General features: G+C 60.3%; 29 protein-coding genes. 17 read left to right on the plus strand and 12 right to left on the minus strand.

Features of this window, described 5'->3' with window-relative positions:
- Positions 1-23: 23 nt before the first annotated feature.
- Positions 24-863, minus strand: coding sequence for a sulfite exporter TauE/SafE family protein (locus GR212_RS07040; protein ID WP_204326308.1), 840 nt, complete (start codon positions 861-863; stop codon positions 24-26).
- 209 nt (positions 864-1,072) lie between these two features.
- Here GR212_RS07040 and metG point away from each other — a divergent pair, with 209 nt between their 5' ends.
- The 5 genes from metG (at position 1,073) to GR212_RS07065 (ending at position 5,285) form a co-directional block, all read left to right on the plus strand.
- A complete protein-coding gene (gene metG / locus GR212_RS07045) occupies positions 1,073-2,626 on the plus strand; it encodes a methionine--tRNA ligase (protein WP_163985774.1) in 1,554 nt (517 codons plus the stop codon).
- A gap of 8 nt (positions 2,627-2,634) precedes the next feature.
- Positions 2,635-3,417, plus strand: a complete 783-nt coding sequence (locus GR212_RS07050; protein ID WP_163985775.1) for a TatD family hydrolase — start codon at positions 2,635-2,637, stop codon at positions 3,415-3,417.
- Between the two features lie 4 nt (positions 3,418-3,421).
- Positions 3,422-4,249 carry an MBL fold metallo-hydrolase gene (locus tag GR212_RS07055; RefSeq protein WP_163985776.1) on the plus strand — a complete coding sequence of 276 codons (828 nt, stop codon included), beginning with the start codon at positions 3,422-3,424 and terminating at the stop codon, positions 4,247-4,249.
- Positions 4,246-4,737 carry a YbaK/EbsC family protein gene (locus GR212_RS07060; protein ID WP_163985777.1) on the plus strand — a complete coding sequence of 164 codons (492 nt, stop codon included), beginning with the start codon at positions 4,246-4,248 and terminating at the stop codon, positions 4,735-4,737. Before GR212_RS07055 ends, GR212_RS07060 begins: the two co-directional genes overlap by 4 nt.
- 68 nt (positions 4,738-4,805) lie before the next feature.
- Positions 4,806-5,285: an SRPBCC family protein gene (locus GR212_RS07065; protein ID WP_163985778.1), complete on the plus strand. Its 480-nt coding sequence runs from the start codon at positions 4,806-4,808 to the stop codon at positions 5,283-5,285.
- A 235-nt stretch (positions 5,286-5,520) separates the two neighbouring features.
- Here GR212_RS07065 and GR212_RS07070 read toward each other — a convergent pair whose 3' ends face one another.
- The gene (locus tag GR212_RS07070; protein ID WP_163985779.1) at positions 5,521-6,375 is read right to left on the minus strand and encodes a D-alanyl-D-alanine carboxypeptidase family protein; all 855 of its coding nucleotides are present in this window, start codon (positions 6,373-6,375) and stop codon (positions 5,521-5,523) included.
- On the opposite strand from GR212_RS07070, the gene GR212_RS07075 reads away from it, so the two are divergent.
- A complete protein-coding gene (locus GR212_RS07075; protein ID WP_163985780.1) occupies positions 6,374-6,544 on the plus strand; it encodes a hypothetical protein in 171 nt (56 codons plus the stop codon). The two genes, GR212_RS07070 and GR212_RS07075, sit on opposite strands and share 2 nt — an antisense overlap.
- Before the next feature lie 117 nt (positions 6,545-6,661).
- Here GR212_RS07075 and GR212_RS07080 read toward each other — a convergent pair whose 3' ends face one another.
- Positions 6,662-6,889 (minus strand): DUF1127 domain-containing protein, encoded by a 228-nt coding sequence (locus GR212_RS07080; RefSeq protein WP_163985781.1) that lies wholly within the window; start codon positions 6,887-6,889, stop codon positions 6,662-6,664.
- A 100-nt stretch (positions 6,890-6,989) separates the two neighbouring features.
- On the opposite strand from GR212_RS07080, the gene GR212_RS07085 reads away from it, so the two are divergent.
- Entirely contained in the window at positions 6,990-7,880 is an 891-nt protein-coding gene (locus GR212_RS07085) for a LysR family transcriptional regulator (protein WP_163985782.1), read from the plus strand.
- Positions 7,881-7,922: 42 nt separating this feature from the next.
- Here GR212_RS07085 and GR212_RS07090 read toward each other — a convergent pair whose 3' ends face one another.
- Complete coding sequence (locus GR212_RS07090; RefSeq protein WP_163985783.1) at positions 7,923-8,579, minus strand: dihydrofolate reductase family protein; 657 nt, start codon at positions 8,577-8,579, stop codon at positions 7,923-7,925.
- A gap of 336 nt (positions 8,580-8,915) precedes the next feature.
- Here GR212_RS07090 and GR212_RS07095 point away from each other — a divergent pair, with 336 nt between their 5' ends.
- The 6 genes from GR212_RS07095 (at position 8,916) to GR212_RS07120 (ending at position 15,588) form a co-directional block, all read left to right on the plus strand.
- Positions 8,916-10,697 (plus strand): ABC transporter ATP-binding protein, encoded by a 1,782-nt coding sequence (locus GR212_RS07095; RefSeq protein ID WP_246725723.1) that lies wholly within the window; start codon positions 8,916-8,918, stop codon positions 10,695-10,697.
- Positions 10,698-10,699: 2 nt separating this feature from the next.
- Positions 10,700-12,601, plus strand: coding sequence for an ABC transporter ATP-binding protein (locus GR212_RS07100; RefSeq protein ID WP_163985785.1), 1,902 nt, complete (start codon positions 10,700-10,702; stop codon positions 12,599-12,601).
- Positions 12,602-12,656: 55 nt separating this feature from the next.
- Positions 12,657-13,073, plus strand: coding sequence for an NUDIX hydrolase (locus GR212_RS07105; protein ID WP_163985786.1), 417 nt, complete (start codon positions 12,657-12,659; stop codon positions 13,071-13,073).
- Positions 13,074-13,318: 245 nt separating this feature from the next.
- A complete protein-coding gene (locus GR212_RS07110; protein ID WP_163986312.1) occupies positions 13,319-13,825 on the plus strand; it encodes a winged helix-turn-helix transcriptional regulator in 507 nt (168 codons plus the stop codon).
- Positions 13,826-13,842: 17 nt separating this feature from the next.
- Entirely contained in the window at positions 13,843-15,108 is a 1,266-nt protein-coding gene (fabF, locus tag GR212_RS07115) for a beta-ketoacyl-ACP synthase II (RefSeq protein WP_163985787.1), read from the plus strand.
- Positions 15,109-15,165: 57 nt separating this feature from the next.
- Positions 15,166-15,588: a DUF4864 domain-containing protein gene (locus tag GR212_RS07120; protein WP_163985788.1), complete on the plus strand. Its 423-nt coding sequence runs from the start codon at positions 15,166-15,168 to the stop codon at positions 15,586-15,588.
- A 79-nt stretch (positions 15,589-15,667) separates the two neighbouring features.
- Here GR212_RS07120 and GR212_RS07125 read toward each other — a convergent pair whose 3' ends face one another.
- From GR212_RS07125 to coaD, 7 genes are all read right to left on the minus strand, one after another.
- Complete coding sequence (locus tag GR212_RS07125) at positions 15,668-16,555, minus strand: cell wall hydrolase (protein WP_163986313.1); 888 nt, start codon at positions 16,553-16,555, stop codon at positions 15,668-15,670.
- A 296-nt stretch (positions 16,556-16,851) separates the two neighbouring features.
- A complete protein-coding gene (locus GR212_RS07130) occupies positions 16,852-17,235 on the minus strand; it encodes a VOC family protein (protein WP_163985789.1) in 384 nt (127 codons plus the stop codon).
- Between the two features lie 243 nt (positions 17,236-17,478).
- Positions 17,479-18,609, minus strand: coding sequence for a tRNA guanosine(34) transglycosylase Tgt (gene tgt / locus GR212_RS07135; RefSeq protein ID WP_163985790.1), 1,131 nt, complete (start codon positions 18,607-18,609; stop codon positions 17,479-17,481).
- A 6-nt stretch (positions 18,610-18,615) separates the two neighbouring features.
- Positions 18,616-19,701, minus strand: a complete 1,086-nt coding sequence (gene queA, locus GR212_RS07140; RefSeq protein WP_163985791.1) for a tRNA preQ1(34) S-adenosylmethionine ribosyltransferase-isomerase QueA — start codon at positions 19,699-19,701, stop codon at positions 18,616-18,618.
- A gap of 74 nt (positions 19,702-19,775) precedes the next feature.
- The gene (locus GR212_RS07145) at positions 19,776-20,285 is read right to left on the minus strand and encodes a peptidylprolyl isomerase (protein ID WP_163985792.1); all 510 of its coding nucleotides are present in this window, start codon (positions 20,283-20,285) and stop codon (positions 19,776-19,778) included.
- 136 nt (positions 20,286-20,421) lie between these two features.
- Entirely contained in the window at positions 20,422-20,994 is a 573-nt protein-coding gene (locus GR212_RS07150) for a peptidylprolyl isomerase (RefSeq protein WP_163985793.1), read from the minus strand.
- A gap of 29 nt (positions 20,995-21,023) precedes the next feature.
- The gene (gene coaD, locus GR212_RS07155) at positions 21,024-21,536 is read right to left on the minus strand and encodes a pantetheine-phosphate adenylyltransferase (RefSeq protein ID WP_163985794.1); all 513 of its coding nucleotides are present in this window, start codon (positions 21,534-21,536) and stop codon (positions 21,024-21,026) included.
- Between the two features lie 202 nt (positions 21,537-21,738).
- Between coaD and GR212_RS07160 the strand changes: the two genes are divergently transcribed.
- The 4 genes from GR212_RS07160 (at position 21,739) to GR212_RS07165 (ending at position 23,494) form a co-directional block, all read left to right on the plus strand.
- Entirely contained in the window at positions 21,739-21,963 is a 225-nt protein-coding gene (locus tag GR212_RS07160) for a hypothetical protein (RefSeq protein ID WP_163985795.1), read from the plus strand.
- Between the two features lie 91 nt (positions 21,964-22,054).
- Positions 22,055-22,213, plus strand: a complete 159-nt coding sequence (locus tag GR212_RS36790; protein ID WP_015339886.1) for a hypothetical protein — start codon at positions 22,055-22,057, stop codon at positions 22,211-22,213.
- 39 nt (positions 22,214-22,252) lie between these two features.
- The gene (locus GR212_RS37510; protein ID WP_257713997.1) at positions 22,253-22,387 is read left to right on the plus strand and encodes a hypothetical protein; all 135 of its coding nucleotides are present in this window, start codon (positions 22,253-22,255) and stop codon (positions 22,385-22,387) included.
- A gap of 216 nt (positions 22,388-22,603) precedes the next feature.
- Positions 22,604-23,494, plus strand: coding sequence for an NAD-dependent epimerase/dehydratase family protein (locus GR212_RS07165; RefSeq protein WP_163985796.1), 891 nt, complete (start codon positions 22,604-22,606; stop codon positions 23,492-23,494).
- A 146-nt stretch (positions 23,495-23,640) separates the two neighbouring features.
- Here the strand turns inward: GR212_RS07165 and gyrA are convergent, their stop codons facing one another.
- Entirely contained in the window at positions 23,641-26,436 is a 2,796-nt protein-coding gene (gene gyrA / locus GR212_RS07170) for a DNA gyrase subunit A (protein ID WP_163985797.1), read from the minus strand.
- Positions 26,437-26,525 lie beyond the last annotated feature (89 nt).

A 26,525-nucleotide genomic window follows, 5' to 3' on the forward strand; every position in this document is an offset into this window, starting at 1 on the left:
TAGGCGCGTTCCCGGGATTGCGCTCAGGGAAAGATCAGCTTCCAGGCGACAATGGCCAGCGTGACAGCCAGAATGATGCGAACGGACCGCTCATGCAGACGCGGCGCCAGCAGGCTGCCCGCAACAATGCCGGGGATAGAGCCCACCAGCAGGGCGAACAGCATCGTCCAGTTGATTTCGCCGATGAACCAATAGCCCATGCCGCCGATCAGGGTCAGCGGCACGGCATGGACGATGTCGGAGCCGACGATTTCGCGGACGTCCGTCTGCGGATAGAGCACCAGCAGCACGGTCACGCCGAGCGCGCCGGCGCCCACGGATGTCATCGTGACGAGAATGCCGAGCACGAGGCCGAGAACGACAGTGAAGAGCGCGATGCTGCGCGCCGATAGCGTTCCGCGCTCACCGCGCCATTTGCGGATAGCTTCCAGGATCTGGCCACGGAATATCAGCATGAGCGCCGTGAGAAGCAGAAGACAGCCCAGAGACAGGGTAATGGCATGGGCAACGGCGGGGCTCTCGCGATTGACGCCAGCCATGATCCAGAGCATCGCGAGCGCCGCGGGAACACTGCCGGAGGCCAGAAGACTGACGACCTTCCAGTTGACGCGCCCATGGATGCCGTGAACAGCCGTGCCGGCCGTCTTGGTAATCGCTGCATAGAGCAGGTCTGTGCCAACCGCCGTCGCCGGGTGCACGCCGAAAAGAAGCACGAGCAGGGGCGTCATCAGGGAGCCGCCGCCGACACCCGTTATGCCGACCAACATGCCGACGAAAAAGCCGGAAAAGGAATAAAGCGGCTGGAAGGAATCGACCAAACTCAAATTCACGGCCCCTTGAAGCCGTTGGCCGAACCAATACATAAATCAATGAAATTCACGGCCATGCATGTCCTGCGTTCCACTCTCTTGAAGGGGTAAAGGCGAGGCGGGACCGAGTCAAGCAAAGCACCCTGCCGAAGTTCCGATTGCTGCGGGCGCGAAACTTGGTGTTTCGCTCCCGGCAAACATGCGCTAAAGCGAGCGGTGCAAGAAAAACAGAGACGCAACAGTAAAAGCGGACACTGCCCGACATGACCGAAAAAACCCCGTTCTACATCACCACCGCGATCGCCTATCCCAATGGCAAGCCGCATATCGGGCATGCCTATGAGCTGATCGCCACCGACGCGCTGGCGCGCTTCCAGCGCCTCGACGGCCGGGACGTCTTCTTCCTGACGGGTACGGACGAGCACGGGCAGAAGATGCAGCAGACGGCGCGGGCCGAAGGCATAGAACCGCAACTGCTTGCCAACCGCAATTCCGATGAATTCCAGGCGATGGGCAAGCTGCTGAACGCGTCGAACGACGACTTCATCCGCACGACGCAGCGGCGCCATCACGAGACCTCGCAGAACATCTGGAACCTGATGGCCGACGCCGGCGACATCTACAAGGATTCCTATGCAGGCTGGTATTCGGTGCGCGACGAAGCCTACTACCAGGAAAACGAGACCGAGCTGCGCGCCGATGGCGTGCGCTACGGACCGCAAGGCACGCCGGTCGAGTGGGTGCAGGAGGAAAGCTATTTCTTCAAGCTCTCCGAATATCAGGACCGGCTGCTGAAGCACTATGAGGAAAATCCGGATTTCATCGGTCCGGCCGAGCGCCGCAACGAAGTCATTTCCTTCGTCAAATCGGGCCTCAAGGATCTGTCGATCTCACGCACGACTTTCGACTGGGGCATCAAGGTGCCGAACGATCCTGCGCACGTCATGTATGTCTGGGTCGACGCGCTGACGAACTACATCACGGCGACCGGCTACATCGAGGACCGCAACAATCCGCGGGCTAAATATTGGCCGGCCGACCTGCACGTGATCGGCAAGGATATCATCCGCTTCCACGCGGTTTATTGGCCCGCCTTCCTGATGTCGGCGAAGCTGCCGCTGCCGAAGCGCGTCTATGCTCACGGCTTCCTGCTCAACAAGGGCGAGAAGATGTCGAAGTCGCTCGGCAACGTCGTCGATCCGGTCAACCTCGTGAACCATTTCGGCCTCGACCAGGTGCGCTATTTCTTCCTGCGCGAAGTCTCCTTCGGCCAGGATGGCAGCTACAGCGAAGAGGCGATCGGCACGCGCATCAACTCCGATCTCGCCAACGGCATCGGCAATCTCGCCAGCCGCTCGCTGTCGATGATCGTCAAGAACTGCGACGGCAAGATCCCGGAATGCGGCCCGCTGACGGATGACGACAAGGCGCTGCTCGCGCAGGCCGACGCCTTGCTGGCCTCGACCCGCGACGACATGAACAAACAGCTGATCCATCGCGCGCTGGCCTCCATCATCGCCGTGGTCTCCGAGACGGACCGCTATTTCGCGAGCCAGGAGCCCTGGGCGCTGAAGAAGACCGATCCGGCCCGTATGGCGACCGTGCTTTACGTCACGGCCGACGTCGTGCGCCAGATCAGCATTCTGCTGCAGCCCTTCATGCCGGAATCCTCGGGCAAACTGCTGGATCTCATTGCCATTCCCGCCGACAAGCGCGATTTCGCGGCGCTGGGCGAGGCAGGTCGCCTCGTAGCCGGAACGCCATTGGAAGCACCGAAGCCGGTCTTCCCGCGCTATGTTGCGCCGACTGTCGAATAAGGTTTTCCATGCTGATCGATACGCATTGCCACCTGGATTTTGCCGACTTCGAGGAAGAGCGCGACGCGATCGTCGCCCGCGCCCACGAGATGGGCGTCAAGCAGATGGTCACCATCTCGACCAAGGTCAGGAAGCTCGATGGATTGCTCGCGCTTACCGAGCGCTATCCATCGGTTTTCTGTTCGGTCGGCACGCATCCGAACAGCGCCGACCAGGAGCTGGATATCCAGACGGAAGATCTGGTGCGGCTGGCAAACCAGCATGAGAAGATCGTGGCGATCGGCGAGGCGGGTCTCGACTACTTCTACGATACCGTCAAGCCGGAAGACCAGAAGACCGGCTTCCTGCGCCATATCGCTGCCGCGCGCGAAACAAAGCTGCCGCTCGTCATTCACAGCCGCAGCGCCGATGAGGACATGGCGGCGATCCTGACGGAAGAAACGGGGAAGGGGGCATTCCCCTTTATTCTCCACTGCTTCTCCGCCGGCCCTGCCCTTGCCCGCACCGGCGTCGACCTCGGCGGCTATATTTCCTTTTCCGGCATCCTGACCTTCCCGAAGTCGGAGGAGCTGCGCGAGATCGCCAAGACGATCCCGCACGACCGGCTGCTGGTCGAGACCGACGCGCCATATCTTGCGCCGAAGCGCTGGCGCGGCAAGCGCAACGAACCGTCCTACGTCGTCAACACCGCCGAGGTGCTGGCCGATACGATCGGCGTCAGCATGGCGGAAATTGCCGAAATCACCACGGCGAACGCTTTCCGCTGCTTTTCCAAGATGACGAGGGTCTGACGTCGTGACATACCGGCGACGTTTCACCATCTTGGGCTGTTCATCGTCGCCGGGCGTTCCCCGCATCACCGGCGACTGGGGCGATTGCGATCCCAAGAACCCGAAGAACCGGCGCACGCGTGCGGCGTTTCTCATCGAACAGATCGCGCCGGACGGCGGCATCACCACCGTCGTCATCGATACAGGGCCGGATTTCCGCGAGCAGATGATCCGCGCCGGCGTCAGCGCCATCGACGCGGTGCTCTACACCCACGCCCATGCCGACCATATTCACGGCATCGACGATCTGCGCGGTTACTTCCATGTCTCGCATGAGCTCATTCCGATCTACGCCGATCGGCCGACGATGGACCGTATTCGCGAAGGCTTTCGTTACTGTCTGGAAACGCCGCCGGGCAGCAGCTATCCACCGATCGTCCGGCCGGTGCTGATCGAAAATCTCGAAAAAAGCTTCACGATCGACGGGGCAGGCGGCCCGATCCGTTTCTGGCCTCACAAGCAGCTGCACGGCGATATCCATTCCCTCGGCTTTCGCATCGGCAAACTCGCTTACTGTAGCGATATCAGCGACTTCCCGCCTGAATCGGTGGAAAAAGTTCAAGACCTTGACACCTTGATTATCGACGCCCTGCAGTATCGCCCGCATCCAAGCCATCTGTCGCTGGAGCAATCGCTTGGCTGGATCGAGCGCTTGCGTCCGAAACATGCCATCTTGACCCACATGCATACGCCGCTCGATTATGAGACCGTGCTGGCTGAAACGCCCGATCATGTCGAGCCGGCCTACGATCAGATGCAGATCGAACTCGACGTGGAGGATGACGATCTATGAGCGAAGATATCAGGAAGCTGTCCAGCCTGGAGCGCGTCGAGCTTGCGGCCCGCACGCTGGGGCTCGACATCTCGATCAAGCGTATGGAGCAATCGACGCGGACGGCGGAGGAAGCGGCCAAGGCGGCAGGCTGCGCTGTCGGTCAGATCGTCAAATCTCTGGTCTTCGTCGATGCCGGAACACACGCGCTGACACTGCTGCTCGTTTCCGGCGCCCACAACGCCGATACGGCTTATATCGCAGCGACTTACGGGATTCGCCTGAAGCGGGCCGATATCGATCGCGTCCGCGACGAAACCGGCTTTGCCATCGGTGGCGTCGCACCGATCGGCCATCTCGTGGATCTTCCTGTTTTCATGGATGAGAGCCTTTTGACCTACGATCAGGTCTGGTGCGCAGCCGGGCGTCCGGACAGCATTTTTTCCTGCAATCCGACGCTGCTGGCGGAAAAGATCGCGGCGAAGGTAATCCGCATCAAGGCAAGCTGAAGGAAGCAACCTAGAAATACGGCCAGCGATAAAGGCCGGGCTGCTGCGTCCTTCGGATCGTCATGCCGATGCAAGAGCCTTCAGGCAAGAAGCGAACCGATACCGCTTCCAGGGTAATCAGAGCAACGCCGCAAGCAGTCTTTGAGGCATTCGTCGATCCGGAGACATTGATCTCCTGGCTTCCGCCAAAAGGCATGACGGGACGCATCCTTGCTTTCGAGCCGCATCAGGGCGGCGACTATCGACTGGCGCTGACCTATGATGTCCCGGATCATTCGACCCCGGGAAAATCCTCAGCGCATACCGATATCGTTTCCGGCCGGTTCCTCGAGATCATTCCCGACGAACGTATCGTTCAGGCGGTGGATTTCGAATCCGAAGACGCGGCATTCGCCGGGACGATGGTCATGACATGGTCTTTGGCTGAAGTGCCGTTGGGCACGAATGTGACGATAGTCTGCAAGAATGTACCGTCTGGCATCCGCAAGGAAGACCATGACGAGGGGTTGAGATCGACACTCGACAATCTCGCCAACTATCTGGAATAAAAGATAAAATTGCCGTTCTTTGCCCTAGGCTGCAATGCGCTTTAGTTCCATAATCTATCTTATCTGATTTTTCTTGTGTAGGGGGGTACATTCTATTTCCAAGTGCGACATGCAAATGATACCAATGGGTTGTCACTCGCAAGGAAGACGCAATGGAACGTACCTACTCCCAGATTGGATTGGACGAACGCCGTAGGCTTTCTTTGCTGGAGAATGGCATGGGCGCCGGTAAAAATCAGTTCGCAGAACTCTGCTTGGCTGCGTCTGTCGATACCGTGGCTGTCGTTGCTGCCTGCGCCAGATAGGTATCCAGGAGGCTTGCCATCTTGTCGTCGCGAATTTCGGCGGTCTTTTCGCCCATGACCACGCCGACGACGCGGCGGCCGCCTCTGGTTGCTGACGTCACGAGATTATAGCCGGAGGCATCGGTATAGCCGGTCTTGATGCCGTCGGCGCCGGCATAGCGATACATCAGGTTGTTATGGCCGCGCAGCTTCATGCCGCGGAACTTGATGCCGCGCATCGAAAACAGCTTGAACTCCTCCGGGAAGTCGCGCATCAGCGCGACGCCGAGAGTAGCCATGTCACGGGCCGTCGTGACCTGCTCCGGATCCGGCAGGCCGGAAGCATTCTTGAAAACGGTATTGCTCATGCCGAGCTTGTGAGCCTTATCGGTCATCATCTTGCCGAAGGCGTCCTCGGTGCCGCCCAGTTGTTCGCCGATCGCTACGGCCGCATCATTGGCCGACAGGACGACGATGCCCTCGACGGCCTCGCGCACGGTGACCTTGCGGCCGACGCCGACGGCCAGCTTGAACGGCTCCTTGCCCTCGGCATTCGCCGACATGGTCAACTTCTGATCCCATTTGAGCTTGCCGCCATGCAGCGCTTCGAAAGCGAGATAGAGCGTCATCATCTTGGTCAGCGACGCCGGATAGTTCAGCTCGTCCTGGTTCGATGCCTCCAGCGCCTGGCCGCTATGCACGTCCACGACATAACTTGCCTGACCGGCCTGCGCTATCGAAAGACTGCCCAAAAGAGAGGCGGCCGAGAGTGCCGCGGTGAGGAGCAAGGAAGTTGTCTTGAGCATGGAACTCTATCTGGTCACTCTGGATCGACGATCCGGATGGAAGGCGGGCAAGCGGCCGGAGACGCCGCTGGATTTGGAAGGCGATGGATCAGACAAATCTATGGCGGAAAGAAGAACGATGCCACAAAAAGGACTATGGGAAGCCAGCCAGTTTTGTCCAGTGACATAAATGCCGCGTACCGGCGGAAGCCGGCTGTCAGTTCAGTATTCCAGTCCCTGCCCGGTTGCGATCGTCATGCCAACGGTAGGCAGCGCTCTGGACATATCGCGGGAGCGTCTGCGTTCTCTAGTCCCAGAACCACGACTTGCTGACTTCAGCGCGCGCCTCGCCGCGCGTCATGCCGATATCGCGAAGCTGATCGTCGGTCAGATCACGCAGATCCCATCGTGTTTCACGCTTCTGGAGATAGGCCAGGCATCTCGCCAGCGCTCTCCGCAGAAATCCTAGTTCTCGACGGCCCCTGCCCGCAGTCGCCGCCGCCGCCAGCACCGGCCGGTCGATATCGGTTGTCATGTTCGTACTCCTGGCTCGCATCAACACGGCCCCAGGATGCACTGGCGTTAGCAACGAATGAAGCTTATGATCTTTATACAATCCATAAGGAATCCTTCTATTGTTCAATCTGGATCAGCTTGCCGCATTCCTCAGCGTGGTCGATCTCGGCAGCTTCACGGCCGCTGCCGACAAGGCCGGGCTGACGCAACCGGCAGTCAGCCTTCAGGTGAAACTTCTCGAACAACGCCTCGGCGTGAAATTGATCGAGCGCGTGGGGCGGCGAGCGCAGGCTTCGCCGGCCGGACTTGAGCTGATTGCCCACGCCCGCCGTATCGTCGAAGCTTGCTCCGTGGCGGAGGAGGCCATGACACCCTATCGCGAGGGATCAGTCGGCCGCGTGCGGATCGGCAGCGGCGGCACGGCATCGATCCATCTGCTGCCCCGCGCCATCGCGATCGCAAAAAAGCGGATGCCTGATCTCGAGATCATCGTCCGTATCGGCAATATTGACGAGATTCTGCGCGATCTCGAAGCCAATGCGCTGGATCTGGCGGTGGTGGCCCTGCCCGCCGCCGGCCGCTCCCTCGAGGTCGAACCATTCCACGACGACGAGCTTCTGGCCGTGGCGCCGAAGGGAAGCGTGATGCCGGATGGCGGGCCGGATGCGGAATTCATGAAAGGCAAGACGCTGTTGCTATACGAAGGCGGCAACACGCGTCGCGCCACCAACGAATGGTTCGAGGAAGCTGGGATTCGTCCCGAGCCAGCCATGGAGTTCGGAAGCGTCGAAGCGATCAAGGAGCTGGTGGCGGCCGGCCTCGGATGGTCCGTCCTCCCGGAGATGGCGCTGAGGCGCGACACGTCGGACCTGCTGGTCACATCGCCGCTCCGGCCGAAACTCGTTCGACAACTCGGCATGGTATTGCGCCGCGACAAGCATCTCACGAAAGGCCTTCGCGAAATCATGAAATCGCTTCGCGAATTTCAGACGACCGGACATGCGATGTGACCTCGGCGGGACGCTTGCCGAACAACCCCTCGGTCAGTTCTACTATTTGAGCCGCTTGCGGCGCTCGATCTCCTCTTGAGACGGATCCGGGCCAACGAAAGAGCCTGTCCTCACCGGCCCATCGGGCTGATAGGTCGCAAAGATGACGCCGGTCGGAGACGACCAGGTGTGCAGTAGTTTCATCGCCGCCGGAACCGCTCCGCCGGCGAACAGCTTCTTGCCGCCACCCAGGACGAGCGGAAAGATCATCAGTTTGAATTCGTCGATCAGTCGGTGGCGCAACAGGGTCTGGATGAGATCGCCGCTGCCCTGGATGAGGAGATCCGGCCCCTCGCCTGCCTTCAGCTCATTGATCGCCGCGACGACATCCTTGCCGAGAGACTGACTCCTGTTCCATTTCAGCGTGGCATCGCCGTGTGTCGCAACATATTTGGTGGTGTTGTTAAAGCTACTGGCAATCGGATCGTCGCCCTCGACATAGGGCCAAAAGGCGGCGAAAATTTCATAGGTCTTGCGCCCCAGCAGTAGATCGAATGGCTTTTCGAACACTTCGAAGAGCGTCTTGCCGGTTTCCTCATCGGAATAAGGGAATACCCAGCCGCCGTGCCCGAACCCGCCGGTCGGATCCTCATCCGGACCGCCTGGTGCCTGCATGACGCCGTCGAGGCTGATGAATGTGGCTGCGATCACCTTGCGCATGATATCCTCCGTGCTCTGGCCTGGTGCCCGAAGGACGTCTCGCCGGCTGCGATCCCGACATGTCATCGATTATTTTTTGAACACGCAATCTAACGTTCTCGTTGGACTTGTGACCAATTGACCCTTGAACCTCGCCACGGAATCGGCAAAATTCATCCTATCAATACTTTCCCTGAGATACGAACCCGTCTGCGGGCCCGCCTCATTTAAACATGCCTGGATAAAAGCGTGAGCAGCGATTCTTCAAGAAGCGCCGCGAAGTCGTTGACTTCGCGCGCACATGTCAATGCGGTCGGCTGGGGGCAAGGCCTGTCCACGATCGTTCGAATCACCCATATGACGCTGCGCCACCCTTGGCAGACAAGCTTCGCCATAGGGGCAACCTTTGTAGCTGCAACGTTGCAGTTGACGATCCCGCGACTGTTGGGACGTGCCGTCGATCAAACGCAGACGGCGGTTGCCGGCGGTGCGGCCGGGCATGTCGCCGAAAATGCGCTGATGACGACCGCCCTGCTTCTGCTGGTGGTCAGCATCCTGCGCGGCTTGTTCACGATGGTCCAGAACTACTACAGCGAGTCCGTCGGCCACCACATGGGCTATGAGCTGAGGCTCGCCTGCTACGAAAAGATCCAGCAGCTCTCCTTCAGCTTCCACGACAAGGTCCATTCCGGCGATCTCATCACGGTCGGCCTGCTCGATCTTGAAGGCGTGCGCATGTATTTCTCCACGGCGCTGGTGCGCATGTTGCTGCTGAGCATGCTGATCGGCGTCGGCGCCTACATGCTGCTCTCGACCGATGTCGCGCTCGGCCTGCTGGCCTTGAGCTTCGTTCCCTTCGTCGCATGGCGCTCTTCCGTCACGCAGCTGCGGTTGCGCTCGACATGGCTCGATCTGCAGGAACGCCTTTCGGTCCTGACGCGCGTGATGGAGGAAAATCTCGGCGGCATCCGCGTCGTGCGCGCCTTCGCCGCACAGGCGCACGAAATCCTGAAGTTCGACCGCGCCTCGCACAACGCGCTTGAACTCGCCCACAAGCGAGTGGGCATCCGCGTCGTCAATACCAGCGCCATGAACCTCTCCTTCTTCGCGTCGATGGGGCTTGTGCTCTGGCTCGGCGGCCTCAAGGTCATCGGCGGCGAAATCAGCGTCGGCACCCTCGCCTCGTTCCTGACCTTCATGACCATTCTGCAGATGCCGGTGCGGCAGCTCGGCCTGATGGTGAACGCCTTCGCGCGCGCATCGACCTGCGGTTCGCGCCTGTTTGCGCTGCTGGACCTGGATATCCCCATCAAGGACGCTCCGGATGCCAAACCGCTTGTCGTGACGGATGGTACGCTGCGTTTCGAGAATGTCGGCTTCAGCTATCCGGGTTCGGAAAAGCGGCCGGTGCTAACGAACATCTGTTTCGAGGCAAGGCGTGGCGAGACGATAGGGATCGTCGGGCCGCCGGGCAGCGGCAAATCCACTATCGCGCATCTCATTCCGCGCTTCTACGACGTCACGGCCGGGCAGATCACCATAGACGGCCAGGATATCCGCAAGGCAACGCTGCAATCGCTGCGGCAGAACGTTGCCGTGGTGCAGCAGGATTCCTTCCTGTTCACGACGAGCATCGAGAACAATATCGCCTACGGCGACCCCTGGGCGAAAGAAACCCGCATCGAACGGGCGGCGGAATCGGCGCAGTTGCACAACTACATCCTCGGCCTGCCGGCCGGCTATACCACAGTCGTCGGCGAGCGCGGCGTGTCGCTTTCCGGCGGCCAGCGACAGCGCCTGACGATCGCCCGCACATTGATGCTGAAGCCGGCCGTGATGGTATTCGACGATTCGACGGCGGCGATCGACGCCGCGACGGAGCAGCGCATCCGCAGCGCCATGAAGCGCTTTGCGCGAGATCGGGTGACGTTGATCGTCGCCCACCGGCTGAGTTCGCTGATGCATGCCGACCAGATCCTGTTCATCGAGGATGGCGAGATCGTCGAGCGCGGCACCCACGAACAGCTCCTGGCCGCTGGGGGGCGGTACAAGGCGCTTTATGATCTGCAGGTTCGCCCGGAGGACGATGTCGTCAAGACATCCGGCGACAGGCTCGAAAGGGCCAAGAGGGAGGTTTGACAATGTCGGAAATCACCGAAACCGAGCGCAACGATGTGCGCGAGGACGGTCGTCGCCCTCCCCGCGCGGTGGTCGGTTCGCATCGCGTCGAAGAGGAAATCTTCGGCAAGGTCTTTGACACCAAGATCATTCGCCGCATCTGGGCCTTCGTCAGCCCCTATCGCCGGCAGATCTATATTTCGGTCGTGGCCGTGCTGCTGTTCACGGCGTCACAGATCGTCATCCCGCTGGTCATCCGTCATGCGATCGACAATGCCATGGCCCCGGGCGCGATAGACTATTCGGCGCTCTGGATGTCGCTGGGGATCTTCGGAGCGGCGATCCTCGTCAACTACGGCGCGAGCTACGTGCAGGAGACCTATGTCGGCGAGGTCGCCGAAGAAGTGCTGTTCGATATACGCCGGGCGATGTTCGCCCATCTGCAGCGCGTTTCACTGTCCTTCATGGACAAGACGGAGGTCGGACGGTTGATGTCGCGCTTGCAGGGCGACGTTAACTCCATGCAGGAATTCCTTGAAACGTCTGTGCTTTCGGTCGGCGATATCGCCCTGCTTTTCGGCATCGTCATCGTCATGTTGTCGCTCGATTTCCGGCTCGGGCTGCTGACGCTGTCCGTCATGCCGATCCTGTTCATCGTCCGGCTGTTCTGGCTGCCGAAGGCGCGCGTCGCCTTCATGAACGCGCATGAAACGAACTCCGTCACCAACGGCGCGCTGGCGGAAGCGATCCATGGCGTGCGCGCCGTACAGGGCATGCATCGGCAAGGGGTCAACTTCTCGCTCTTCGACGACAAGGCGCACGCCAATCTCGAAGCGCATCTGACCGCGGCGCGCTATGCCCAGATCATGGTGCCGATCGTCGACACGCTGACCGGCATGGCCATGGCGATCGTCATCATCGTCGGCGGCTCGATGGTTCTGAACCATAAGCTTGATGTCGGCATCATGGTCGCCTTCCTGTTCTACATTCAGCGTTTCTTCGACCCGATCCGCTCGCTGACGATGCAGTATTCGGTCATGCAGCGCGCCATGGCCTCCGGCCAGCGCTTGACCGAAGTGCTGGATGTTCCGATCGACATCAAGGATGCTCCCGATGCCAGGGAGCTTTCGCCCGATATGGACGGCTCGGTCGAGTTCCGCGATGTCGTCTTCGGCTACAATCCCAAGCATCCCGTGCTCAAGAATGTCAGCTTCAAGGTCAATCCCGGGGAAACCGTGGCGCTGATCGGCCCGACCGGTTCGGGCAAATCCAGTTCCATGGCTCTCATCCATCGTTTCTACGACGTGCAGGAAGGCCAGGTGCTGGTCGGCGGTCACGACGTTCGGTCCCTCACCCAGGATTCGCTCGGCCGGCAGGTTGCCATGGTGCTGCAGGAGCCGTTCCTCTTCACCGGCACCGTGCTGGAGAACATTCGCTACAACAAGGCAGAGGCGACGCGCGAGGAAAGCGTCGAAGCCGCCAAGGCGGTCGGCGCACATGAGTTCATCATGCGCCTGCCCGATGGCTACGACACCGTTCTCGGCGAGCGCGGCGGTGGCCTTTCGCTGGGCCAACGTCAGCTCGTCAGCTTTGCGCGCGCCCTTGTCGCGGACGCGAAGATCCTCGTGCTCGACGAAGCAACCGCAAATATCGACAGCTACACGGAGATGCTGATCCAGAAGGCGTTGGTCAAGCTGCTCGAAGGCCGCACCGGCCTTGTCATTGCCCACCGCCTTGCCACCATCCGCGAGGCCGACCGCATCATCGTGCTGCAAAACGGCCAGCTTCTCGAAAGCGGCAACCACAATCAGCTCATGGCCAACGGCAAGCTCTATTCGAAGCTCTACAATCTCAACTATGCTTCCTTCGACGATATTCCGGAGGAGGAAGTGTCGGCTTCGGTGCCGGCGGAATCGCAGACTTGAGCTGATTGGAAAGCACCCGTTCAAAACAGAATAGCGACAAGCCGGGGAAGCATGGATGCCGGACATTGCGATGGGCGCCCTTACTCTGAACGGAACCGTTCTGCTTGCGAGGCGAGGCCCCAGGCGCAAAGTGCACCCGGATCGCTGGAGTCTTCCAGGCGGGCACGTCGAGCATGGCGAAGACGCCGAGACAGCGATGCGGCGAGAACTGACGGAAGAGATAGGCGTTACGCCGGAGCACTGGCGGTTTGTCGGGAAATTCGTCTCGGAAGGCCAGACCGAGGCATCCGCTGCGTTCCATGTCTACCACATCGATCAATGGCGCGGCTGTCCGCGCCTTATCGACCACGAACATACCGAGCTGAGATGGTTTACCGCCGCCGCGATAGAGTGCGAGGACGAGTTGTCGCCGCCTCAGCTTCGTGAGCTGCTCGGGAATTTAGTCACGCGCGGGGGAGCAGGGCCCGCTTAAGCCTCATGGTGACTATGGCGTCACACCGGAATATGTGCCCCCGAGCGCGGTTGGCGGAATAGGTTTCCGCCAACCGTAGATTCTTGCGAGCAATTCGAGAATGCGTCCTGCGGCCTCGATCCTGCCGTTACCCATCTGGCCGAAATCGCAAACCAATCGCGAAATATCCAAACGAGAACAACCGCGTTGCGGCCCCTCAATAGTAACTTGCATCATGATAGTTACTCGTGCTACTTGCCCTCTCCATGCAAAGAACCAGCTTCAGCACCTTCAAATGTCCAGCCGCCCGAGCGCTTGAAAGCGTTGGCGACTGGTGGAGCATCCTGATCCTGCGGGATGCCCTTCAGGGATTGAGCCGGTTCGATGAGTTCCAGAGGAATCTCGGCGTCGCGCCGAATATCCTGACACGCCGTCTCAAGCATCTGACCGATGAAGGTCTGTTCGAACGGCGCCTCTATCATGAACGGCCGCCGCGCTACGAATATGTGCTGACCGACAAGGGCCGGGATTTCTTCCCCGTGCTGATGGCGCTCTTCACCTGGGGCAACCGGCATTTGCCACCGGAACAGGTCGCCATGCGGCTTGCAGACGCCAATACCGGCGAAGATCGCGACCCGCTTCTCATCGACCGTGTCACCGGCCGCACCTTTCAGCCCGAAGACACGATCCTCGTGCCGGGGCCGGCGGCCGACGATACCGTTCATGAACGGATCGCCGAAATGAAGGCATGGTTTCTGGGCTTCGACGCCTGACCGAATAGGAGCAAGATATGGATCGTATCGTCGTCACCGGCATGGGACTGGTTTCTCCCCTGGGCGTCGGTGTGAATGCAAGCTGGAGACGGCTGATCGAGGGACGCTCGGGCCTCAGGCTGTTGCCTGAGGAAACGACCGGCGATCTCGCCGCCAAGGTTGGCGGTGTTGTTCCCGATATTTCAGAGGATGCGGAAGCCGGCTTCGAGGTCGACCGCTACGTGCCGGTCAAGGATCAGAAGAAGATGGATCGCTTCATCCTCTTGGCCATGGCAGCTGCCGAGGAAGCGATCCTTCAGGCGGGCTGGCAGCCGACGGAGGTCAACGATCTGGAGCGTACGGCCACGATCATTGCATCGGGTGTCGGTGGCTTTCCTGCCATCGCCGATGCGGTGCGTACGGCCGAAACGCGCGGTGTCAGACGACTGTCGCCTTTCACCATCCCGTCCTTCCTCGTCAATCTCGCGGCCGGCCAGGTCAGTATCCGCTACGGCTACAAGGGGCCGCTCGGGGCGCCGGTGACGGCTTGCGCCGCCAGCGTCCAGGCAATCGGCGACGCCGCGCGATTGATCCGTGCCGGTGAGGCTGATGTCACCATCTGCGGCGGTGCGGAAGCCTGCATCGACAAGGTGAGCCTCGGCGGCTTCGCCGCGGCGCGCGCACTCTCGACGGGCTTCAGCAATCGACCGGAGGAGGCCTCCCGTCCCTTCGACAATGCCCGCGACGGCTTCGTCATGGGCGAAGGCGCCGGCATGCTCGTTATCGAGACCCTGGAGCACGCGCTCGCCCGCGGCGCAACGCCGCTTGCGGAGCTCGTCGGCTACGGCACCGCCGCCGATGCCTATCACATGACCGCCGGACCGGAAGATGGCGACGGCGCGCGTCGGGCCATGCTTGCGGCCCTTTCCCAAGCCCGGATCTCACCGGCCGATGTCAAGCATCTGAACGCCCATGCCACATCGACGCCGGTCGGCGACCGTGGCGAGATGGAAGCCATCAAGACCGTCTTTGGCCGCGACGGCGCCATTGCGGTCAGCGGCACGAAGGCGGCCACTGGCCATCTTCTGGGTGCGGCCGGCGGCATGGAAGCGATCTTCACCATCATGGCGCTGCGGGACCAGATCGCCCCGCCGACGCGCAATCTGCAGGATCCGGATCCCGCAGCCGCAGGGATCGATATCGTCGGTGCGAGCGCGCGGCCGATGGCCATGGACTATGCGATTACCAACGGTTTCGGTTTTGGCGGCGTCAATGCCAGCGCCCTCTTCCGGCGCTGGCAGTAATCGCTTCTACCGAAGCGCAAAGCGCGCTATTCTGCCGTCATATGGCTGGGGTTGGACATGCGCGCTTTTTTGATAGCCGCTTTTCTCTGTTGCATCGCCTTCGCACCGGCCGCTCGAGCGGAAGATCCGGTGCAGACGGCGCAGAGCCTCATTGAGCAGCAGATTGAAGCGTTTCTGCACAATGACGCTGCGACGGCTTATTCCTTCGCCGCCCCCGGCATCAAGGCGCTTTTCCCGGACAAGGACAGCTTTTTCTCCATGGTGAAGAAGAGCTACCAGCCGGTCTATCACCCCGGAAACTATGCCTTCGGCAAGAGCCGCGCGATCGACAATGGCGCCGTCGTCTATCAGGAGGTGCTGATAACGGGGACCGACGACAAGGACTGGACGGCGATCTATCAGATCATCCGGCAGCCGGACGGCAGCTACAAGATCAACGGCGTGCAGATTCTCCCCAAAGCGGCGAGCGAAGGTATCTGAGCGGGTAGCCACACATCGATACGAAAACAGCGCGCCTCTCGGGGAGAAACGCGCCGTTCAAAGGGCTTGGCCGGGTCTTTTAGCCGCGAATCCTGAGGGAGTTTCCTGCAGGGCTGTTGCCGTCGAATTCGGGACGCGGCTGCGGGATCGCTATAACCGACGGCGGCACCAACGGATTGGCAAACGTGTTTTCATCCGAGATCGGCCCCGAAATCGCCATGGAGGTCGGCGCCGGCGTCGGGATGGGAACAGCAGCCGGTATGACAACGGTGGTTGCCGGCATCATCACCGTCGGGTTCGAGACGGGCGTAAAAGCGGCAACGGAAGATGCCGGTTGCTCCGGCTGCGTTTCCGGCAAGACGAACGGAGATTGCGACGCGCCTTGCGTCGACACATAGTTCATCGCAACCTCGTAAGCCGGAAGCGGCGCAGGCGTCTGCAGCTCACCATCCCGGCCACGCTTCTCGTAGAATGCGTTCCCGCCAGCATAAGCGACATAGTGCATATTATCGTACGGGAATCTCAGCCCCTCGGTATGAAAGAACATTGCGTCCTTCACCTGGGGATGCCGCTCGCCACGCAGGAGGGCCGAAGCCGCTACCTCAAGATCCGGCTTTGCCTGATCCTTAACTTCCCTTGTCATCACGCCCGGAGCGAACTGCTTTTCCTGGGAGACAACGCCGCAGATGGTGGGCGGATAGGCACCGGAGGTCAGCCGGTTCATGACGACCGTTCCGACGGCCATGTAACCGCCGGAATCAGAGCGTTCCGACTCGAAATACATCGCGCGCTCGAGACAGTCCTTGTCCTTCGTGGTGTAATTATAAGTCACCTTCGCACCACGAATAGGCTTCGTGGTATTGCGGGGGGCGGGTACTGTCTTCTGCGTCGTCGTGCAGCCCGTGGCTGCCAGGCCAACAATCAATAGCCCCGAAAGACATGTCCCGAATTTGCGTTGCGCCCTCAACGGCAAGTGCCTCCTATTTTCGGTAGTACAGCCCTTATCGATAAAGAAAATGCGTTTTAACCGGATTTTTTTGAAATTCCAAGCGTCACGCAATCAAATCAGCCAATGAGGTTCATCAAAGGCGGATGGACCGTTTATTCCGATTCGCTATTTTTCCCAATGCTTTATTGTTACGAAGCTCATTTCGAGACACGACCGAAGACAGAGATTGCCTGAGGCAAGCCTGTTTCAGCCGGCTCGAAACGATGTCCGTCAAAGGTAGCAATCAATCGATAATAAAAGATTTACCACGCGGCTTAACCGCTTGGACGCCATCCCACTTCGATGAGGATTCGCCCCGGCGCGAAGCAATAAAACAGCCATCCGCCACGCATGGCAGCCGGTGGATGCGCGATCTCGCAGCCCGCCGCCCTAACCCGCTCGTACTGTGCGTCGACTGCCTCGCGGGAGGGCAATATGAAGCCGATGTGATAGGTATTGCGGCCGACAGCGACGGTGTCGGCTCCGCCGAATTTCTCGATGGCATGGCTGACGACCAGTTCAAGCCCGGCATCGTCACGCAATATCGCAAGGCCATTTGTACCCCGCGTCTCGACCTCGCTCAAGCCGAACGCGGAAACGAAGAAATCCCGCGTCGCCGCGACATCGGGCACATGCAGATCCAGGTGGTTCAATCTCATGACAGCTCCAGAGGCTTTCCCGCGGAGACATGTCGGTCAAACACCCACGTCAACGCGGGACACTCGGCCACTATGGCCAAGTTCCGCGTCGTGGGTTCTCACGCCAATGGCGTGGAGCAGAGCTTCCGAATGGAAGAGGTCGGGCTTACCGAAACCGACCCTGCCTTTTTCGACGATTTGCGATACCGCGAAATCGCCTCGCAGACAAGCAAACGCAGGCTCGGCGCTCGCTTATGTTGGCTATCAAACCGGCTCGAGGTCGCCCCTCGCCCAGTTTTCCTGCGTTTCGGCCATGAAATCGGCGAAACGACCCTCGGCGATCGCCTGGCGGATGCCCTGCATCAGTTCCTGGTAGTAGGCGAGATTGTGCCAGGAAAGCAGCATGCCGCCGAGCGCTTCGTTGGCGCGGACGAGATGATGCAAGTAGGCGCGCGAGTAGTCCCGCGAGGCCGGGCAATTGGATTGCTCGTCCAGCGGGCGCATATCCTCGGCATGGCGGGCGTTGCGGATATTGACCTTGCCGCGACGCGTGAAGGCCAGTCCGTGGCGGCCTGAACGGGTCGGCATAACGCAATCGAACATGTCGATGCCACGGGCGACGGACTTCAGGATGTCGTCCGGGGTGCCAACGCCCATCAGATAGCGCGGCTTCTCTCTCGGCAGTTCGGGCAGCGTGATCTCCAGCATACGCAGCATGACTTCCTGCGGCTCGCCGACAGCAAGACCGCCGACCGCATAGCCCTTCAGGTCCATGCCGCTCAGCGCCTGTGCGGAACGCACACGCAGCTCCGGAACATCCCCGCCCTGGACGATGCCGAACATTGCCTTGCCCGGCTGATTGCCGAAGGCCACCTTGCAGCGCTCAGCCCAACGCAACGACATTTCCATGGCGCGCTCGATGTCCTTCGGCGTCGCCGGCAGGGCAACGCACTCATCGAGCTGCATCTGGATGTCGGAACCGAGCAGCCCTTGAATCTCGATCGATCGCTCCGGCGACATGTGATGCAGGCTGCCGTCGACATGCGACTTGAAGGTGACGCCCTGCTCGTCCAGCTTTCGCAGGCCGGAGAGAGACATCACCTGGAAGCCGCCGGAATCGGTCAGGATCGGATACGGCCAGCGGATCAGCTCATGCAGGCCGCCGAGACGGGCGACACGCTCGGCGGTCGGGCGCAACATCAGATGGTAGGTATTGCCGAGAATGATATCGGCGCCGGTTTCGCGTACCTGGTCGAGATACATGGCCTTGACGGTGCCGACGGTGCCAACGGGCATGAAGGCCGGCGTGCGGATCGTGCCGCGCGGCATGGAGACTTCGCCGAGGCGGGCGCCACCATCGGTCTTCTTCAATTGAAACTGAAAGCTCTCGCTCATGTCGTTCTAGTCTTTCCGGTGGAGCAGGCTGCCGTCGCCATAGGAATAGAAGCGATAGCCCGTCTCGATAGCATGGGTATAGGCCGCGCGCATCGTATCGAGGCCGGCGAAGGCCGATACGAGCATGAACAGTGTCGAGCGCGGCAGGTGGAAATTGGTCATCAGCATATCAACGGCCTTGAAGCGGTAGCCGGGCGTGATGAAGATGCCCGTGGCGCCCTGCCAAGGCTGGATAGTGCCATCATCGGCGGCGGCACTTTCGATCAAACGCAGCGACGTCGTTCCAACGCAGACGATGCGCCCGCCCCTTGCCTTGACGGCATTGAGCTTGTCTGCCGTCACCGTATCGACATGGCCGATCTCGAAATGCATCTTGTGGTCGTCCGTGTCGTCGGCCTTGACCGGCAGGAACGTACCGGCGCCGACATGCAGCGTCACGAAATGCCGCTCGACGCCCATGGCATCGAGTGCCGCAAACAGCGACGGCGTGAAATGCAGCCCGGCGGTCGGTGCTGCAACGGCACCCTCTTCGCGGGCATAGATCGTCTGGTAGTCGGCGCGATCGCGATCATCTTCGGGACGCTTGGCCGCAATATAGGGCGGCAGAGGGATATGCCCCACAGCGGCGATCGCCTCATCCAGAGCAGGACCGGACAGATCGAACCGGAGAGTGATCTCTCCGCCCTCGCCCTTTTCCTCGACCGTGGCATCGAGCGAACCGAGCGCGCAGACATTTTCGCCGTGGCCGAACTGGATGCGGTCGCCGATCTTGATGCGCTTGCCCGGCCTGGCAAACGCCTTCCAGCGATCGGGTGCGGCGCGCATGTGCAGGGTCGCGGAGACCTGTTGACCGGGCGCGCCCTCGCGATGGCGGATGCCTTCAAGTTGCGCCGGTATCACCTTGGTATCGTTGAAAACCATGGCATCGCCGGGGCGCAGGAAGGACGGCAGGTCCCGCACCTGATGGTCGCTCAGCGTGCTTGTGCCGTTGTTCGGATCGACGACGAGCAGGCGCGCGCTGTCGCGCGGTTCTGCGGGCCTGAGCGCGATACGCTCCTCCGGCAAATCGAAATCGAAAAGGTCAACACGCATTCAATTCATCCAGGCAAAGCGAAACCCGCCCCCACGCCAAAAGCGCAAGAGGCGGGTTTCAGGAATAATCACGATCAGACGTCGGCGGCAACCCGAGCGGATACGATCGAGTCCGGATCCTTCACCGGCTCGCCGCGCTTGATCTGGTCGACGAAATCCATGCCGGAGATGACCTGACCCCAGACGGAATACTGCTTGTTCAGCCAGGGAGCATCGGCAAAGCAGATGAAGAACTGCGAGTTGGCCGAGTTCGGGTTCTGCGAACGCGCCATCGAGCAGGTGCCGCGAATATGCGAGGTCGCGGAGAATTCGGCCTTCAGGTCCGGCTTGGACGAGCCGCCCATGCCGGCACGGCCTGGATTGAAGGTTTCGCTGCCCTGCTTGCCGAACTGAACATCGCCGGTCTGGGCCATGAAGCCGTCGATGACGCGATGGAAGACGACGCCGTCATAGGCCTTCTCGCGTGCGAGTTCCTTGATGCGGGCGACATGCTCCGGGGCGACCTGCGGCAGAAGCTGAATGACAACCTGGCCCTTGGTGGTTTCCAGGATGAGGGTGTTTTCCGGGTCCTTGATCTCAGCCATGTTCGTTTCCTTGTTCTCTCTGTTTGGTTGCGCATGTTTCCCCGAACGGCTTTGCACCTTGCGGGATCATGCAACTTGCCTCGGCATGATCCTATCCAAAAACCGCGTCGCGTTCCTTGGGATCATACCTGTGAAATCACTTCTTGGTGACGGTGACCTTGATCATCCGGTCCGGCTTACTCACTTCGCCGTTCTGGCCTTCGCCGCGCTTGATCTTGTCGACGAATTCCATGCCGGAGATGACCTTGCCGACGACCGTGTACTGGCCGTTCAGGAAATCGCCGTCAGCAAACATGATGAAGAACTGCGAGTTGGCCGAGTTCGGATCCTGGGCGCGCGCCATGCCGACGGTGCCGCGCTGGAACGGGACCTTGGAGAATTCGGCCGGAAGGTTGGGCAAATCGGAACCGCCGGTGCCGGCCTTGTTCGGATCGAAGCCCTTCGTCGCATTCCCGTACTGGACGTCGCCGGTCTGGGCCATGAAGCCGTCGATGACGCGATGGAAGACGACGTTGTCGTAAGCGCCCTTCTTCGCCAGCGCCTCGATCTGCGCGACGTGCTTCGGAGCGACTTCGGGCATGAGCTGAATGACGACCGGACCGTCCTTGAGCTGGATGGTCAGCAGGTCTTCGGCCGATGCCGACAATGCGCTGCCCGCGAAGGCGGCAAGGCTCAGGAATCCAGCCAATGCAATATGAAAGAGTTTCATGGGTGCTCCGTTCGGAAATGGATTTCAGCTCAGCCCTTGGGGCCGGCCACATCTTTGAGTTTGCCAGTCAGGGCGTCCAGAACCGCTGACGGCACGAAGGCGCTCACATTGCCGCCCATCGATGCGATCTGCCGCACCAATGTGGCGGTTATGGGCCGCGAGGCTGTACCGGCGGGCAGAAACAGCGTCTGTATATCCGGCGCCATCTGCCTGTTCATGCCGGCCATCTGCATTTCATAATCGAGATCCGTACCGTCCCGCAGGCCGCGCACCAGCAAGGTCGCGCCATGGGCACGGGCGGCATCCACCACGAGATTGTCGAAGGCGACGACGGATATATCGCCCGCCTTCTGCGGCAGAGCCTCGGCGAGCGACTTCTTGATCAGCTCGGCACGCTCCTCGAAAGAGAAAAGCGGCTTCTTGCCAGGGTGAATGCCAATCGCCACGATCACCTTGGAGGCGACGTTCAACGCCTGAACGAGGACATCCAAGTGTCCGTTTGTCATCGGGTCGAAAGATCCGGGATAAAAGGCTGTCGTCATACCAGGCCGGCTCGTTGTTTCGACGCCTTTTGTCATGGATGAGGCCGCATCGCAAGTCATTTGCAACCCGGAGACCGCCTCTGAACGCCGGATGAACGCGACGTTCAAGCCTGTTTCAGCTCGGCAGTGCTTTAACTGGCCTCAACATCGAAACGGGCCCGGTTCAGCGGCTCGCGGGTCTCGGCTCCAAGGAAATCATGCCATGCTCGTCTTCATCATCGCAGGCGCCATCATCGGTTCATTTTTCATTGAATATCTCGTTCATCTTTTTGCCGACAACTATGAGATCGAATGGGATTCTGCCGAAAAAATCAGCAAAGACATCGATTTTGCCCAAGAAATCGCCACCGCCATGCGCAGGACGCATCGCGAATCTGAACGCCAGATGAACAAGGCATTCAAGGTCGCTTCAGGCGGCCATTGCTAGATAGCTCTCAATATCGGCGGAACCATTTATGAACCGCTGCGTTTACAGTCCGAACTCAGATTTGCACATTGCGGCAAGAAGGAAGAAGAGTATGCCCGACAAGATCACCCTCATTAACGTTGTTTGGATGGCCATGATTTCGGGAATGCTTGCAGCAACCGTTGCGCTTTACGATCAGAAACCCGACCAGTCGAAGATCTACGGTCCCTTTGCTTCGGCTCGTCCCTTCGTTGCCTCGAGCCAGTATTAAGGGATCTGAACGCTAGTCCCACCAAAGGAGGGAGCGATCATGTTCACAATTTTGACGCTGCTTACGCTTTTCATCAGCATCATGTTTGTCGTGTCAGTCGCATCCACCATTTCGGCGCTCCATCGCGAAAGCGAAGAGAGCAAGAGACTGCATAAGCGTCACAAGACGCTCTGATCTCCGCGTACCGGGCATCCTCTCCCCGCCAGATGCTCGGATGGACCCTTGAACCGGACGCTCTCCCCGCCAGCGTCCGGTTTTTTATTGTCATTACAATGTAGGTCTTCCTCCTCCATGCCCTGCCACCGCTACGCAAGAGCCTGATTTTGCGAGAGGAAGGACGGCAATTGCTTCAATCGTGCTATGGTGGTCCGAGTTTACCGAGGGATCGACATGCGCATTGTTCTGACCGGCAGTTCCGGACGGCTTGGCCGGGCGGTCTTTAACGCATTGGCGTCAAATCATACGGTCGTGGGGATCGATCGCTCGCCATTTTCATCGACGCATATCGTTGGAGATTTTACCGATACAGCGCTGCTGCGCAGAGCGTTAGCCGGAGCGGACGCAATCGTCCATTGCGCGGCGCTGCATGCGCCCCATGTGGGAACAGTCTCCGATGACGAGTTTCGCCGCATCAATGTGGATGGGACGTTGCTATTGGCTGAGGCCGCCCTGACCGCTGGCGTGAAGCGACTGGTGTTTACCAGCACGACGGCGCTTTATGGTCGCGCAGTGGCTCCCGGCCGTTGCACATGGATCGATGAAGACACCGCGCCGCAACCGAAAAGCATCTATCACCGCACGAAACTGGAAGCCGAGCAGATTCTGAAAGGCATGGCCAGTCGGGATTTTCAGGTGCGCGTCCTGCGCATGTCTCGAAGCTTTCCGGAGTCCGCCGAAATCATGGCCGTCTATCGATTGCATCGCGGCATCGACATACGCGACGTCGCCGACGCCCACGCCACAGCATTGACCAATGGAGGCGATCCCTTCCAACGGCATATCATCTCTGCGGGAACGCTCTTCAAACCGGAGGATTGCGAAGCCCTGGCGGTCGATGCAGCCTCCGTCATCCGATTGCGCGCGCCCGGTTTGGCCGCGAAATTTGCGCAGAGAAACTGGCCTCTGCCGCAAAGCATCGATCGCGTCTATACGTCGAAATCGGCAGGCGCTGTCCTCGGATGGCACTTCCGCTTCGGCTATGACGAGCTATTTGCACAATTGGATCGGGAAAGCCTGGAGGTTCTGCCGCCCTTCTCTCGAAGCAATAAGCAGCCCGAATAGAACCTGTCGCGATTATCCCTCGCGCCGACACATGCCATAAAAAACAATCGCATGAGCCTGTTGCCAAGCTCATGCGATTGAAAAGATTGCACTTCCAGGCGTGCTGGCCGGCCAGCCGCAGCTTCGCCGGCCGAGTGCGGCGAAGCCTATTCCTCGCTGCCGCCCTCGGCATCGCCGGCTTCCCCGACAACAGCATCAGCATCATCCTCACCCGACGCGGCATCATCCTCGTCGTTTTCCGGCTCGCTGATGCGCTCGACGGACACGACCTTCTCATCCTTGGCGGTGGAGAAGATGGTGACGCCCTTGGTGGCGCGGCTCGCGAGACGGATGCCGCCGACGGGAACGCGGATCAACTGGCCGCCATCCGAGACGAGCATGATCTGATCGCCATCCTCGACCGGGAAAGCGGCGACGAGTTCGCCGATCTCGCCCGTCTTCGAGGTGTCGGTGGCGCGGATGCCCTTGCCGCCGCGGCCGGAGATGCGGAAGTCGTAGGAAGACGAACGCTTGCCAAAGCCCTTTTCCGACACCGTCAGAACGAATTGCTCGAGCGCCTTCAGTTCTTCGTACCGCTCGTCGCTCAGCTGTCCCTCTTCGGTGACCTCCTCGCCGACCAGCGCGATCTCCTCGTCCTCGCCCGTCGCAAAACGACGCTCGTTGACGGAGCGCTTGAGGTAGGCAGCGCGTTCCCAGGGTTCCGCGTCCACATGCCGGACGATCGTCATGGAAATGATACGGTCGCCGGATGCGAGGCTGATGCCGCGAACGCCGATCGAGTTACGGCCGGCAAAGACGCGCACGTCCGAAACCGAGAAGCGGATACACTGGCCGAGCGCCGTCGTCATCAGCACGTCGTCATGTTCCGTACAGGTCTCGACGGAGAGGATTTCATCACCCTCTTCCTCGAGCTTCATGGCGATCTTGCCGTTGCGGTTCACCTGCACGAAATCCGACAGCTTGTTGCGGCGCACGGTTCCGCGCGTCGTCGTGAACATCACGTCGAGATTATCCCAGCTATCCTCGTCCTCGGGCAGCGGCATGATCGTGGTGATGCGTTCGCCGGGTTCCAGCGGCAGCATGTTGATCAGCGCCTTGCCGCGCGACGTGGGCGTGCCGATGGGCAGGCGCCAGACCTTTTCCTTATAGACGATACCGCGCGACGAAAAGAACAGAACCGGCGTGTGCGTATTGAGAACAAATAGCCGGGTAACGAAATCCTCGTCACGGGTCGTCATGCCGGAGCGGCCCTTGCCGCCACGGCGCTGCGCGCGATAGGTCGTCAACGGCACACGCTTGATGTAGCCGAGATGGGAAACGGTTACGACCATGTCCTCGCGGGCGATCAGATCTTCATCGTCCATCTCGAGGCCGCCATCGACGATCTCGCTGCGACGCGGCGTCCCGAACTCTTCGCGAACCGCAGAAAGCTCATCTTTTACAATGGTTTGAATGCGGGCGCGCGACGAGAGAATATCAAGATAATCCTTGATCTCGGCGCCGATCTGATTGAGTTCCTCATCGATCTCATCACGGCCGAGAGCAGTCAGACGTGCGAGGCGAAGTTCGAGGATCGCGCGGGCCTGCTCTTCCGAGAGGTTGTAGGTGCCGTCCTCGTTGATGCGGTGACGCGGGTCATCGATTAGCCGGATAAGCGATTCAACGTCGGCGGCGTTCCAGCGGCGAGTCATCAGCTCTTCGCGGGCCGTCTGCGGATCCGGCGCCTGGCGAATGACGCGGATGACTTCGTCGATATTGGCGACAGCAATCGCCAGGCCGACCAAGACGTGGGCGCGATCGCGCGCCTTGCGCAGCAGATACTTCGTGCGGCGGCTGATGACTTCCTCGCGGAATGCCACGAACGCGCGCAGCATATCCATCAGGTTCATCTGCTCGGGCTTTCCGCCGTTCAGCGCCACCATGTTGCAGCCGAAGGAGGTCTGCAGCGGCGTATAGCGATAAAGCTGATTGAGAATGACATCGGCATTGGCATCGCGCTTCAATTCGACGACCACGCGATAGCCCTGGCGGTCGGATTCGTCGCGCAGGTCGGAGATGCCCTCGATGCGCTTCTCGCGCACCAGCTCGGCCATCTTCTCGATCATCGAGGCCTTGTTCACCTGGAAGGGAATCTCGGTGATGATGATCTGCTCGCGGTCGCCGCGCATCGGCTCGATGGTTGCGACGCCGCGCATGATAACCGAACCGCGCCCCGTCTCGTAGGCGGAGCGGATGCCGGCGCGGCCAAGGATCTTCGCACCGGTCGGAAAATCCGGGCCGGGGATGATCTGCATCATCTCGGGCAGCTCGATCGCCGGATTGTCGATGAGGGCAATACAGCCGTCGATCACTTCCGAAAGATTGTGCGGTGGAATGTTCGTCGCCATGCCGACGGCGATACCGCCGGAGCCGTTGACGAGCAGGTTCGGGAAGCGCGCCGGCAGAACCTTCGGCTCTTCCGTGGTTGCGTCGTAGTTTTCCTGGAAATCGACCGTTTCCTTGTCGATGTCCTCGAGCAGCTCGTGGGCAACCTTCGTCAGGCGCGATTCCGTGTAACGCATCGCCGCCGGCGGATCGCCGTCGATCGAGCCGAAATTGCCCTGTCCGTCGATGAGCGGCACGCGCATCGACCAGTTCTGCGCCATGCGGACCAAGGCGTCATAGATCGAAGCGTCGCCGTGCGGGTGGTAGCTACCCATGACGTCGGCGACGGGACGGGCCGACTTCACATACTTGCGGTTCCAGTGATAGCCGCTCTGATGGGCCGCATAGAGGATGCGCCGATGAACTGGCTTGAGACCATCGCGAACGTCGGGAAGCGCGCGGCTGACGATCACGCTCATGGCGTAATCGAGATACGACCGCTGCATTTCCTCCATGATGGAAATCGGCTCGATGCCTGGCGGGAGCTTCCCGCCGCCGGGTGGTGTTTGCTCAGTCAAAACAGATCACGATCTCTTTTAGAATCACTGCGAAATTTATAGCCGAAAGGCCCGGCGAGCGCCAATTTGGGCCGGTGTTTTTGAACAGG

Origin of the sequence: Martinezella lusitana, assembly GCF_010668395.1 — a bacterium.
Classification (GTDB): Bacteria; Pseudomonadota; Alphaproteobacteria; order Rhizobiales; family Rhizobiaceae; genus Rhizobium; species Rhizobium lusitanum_A.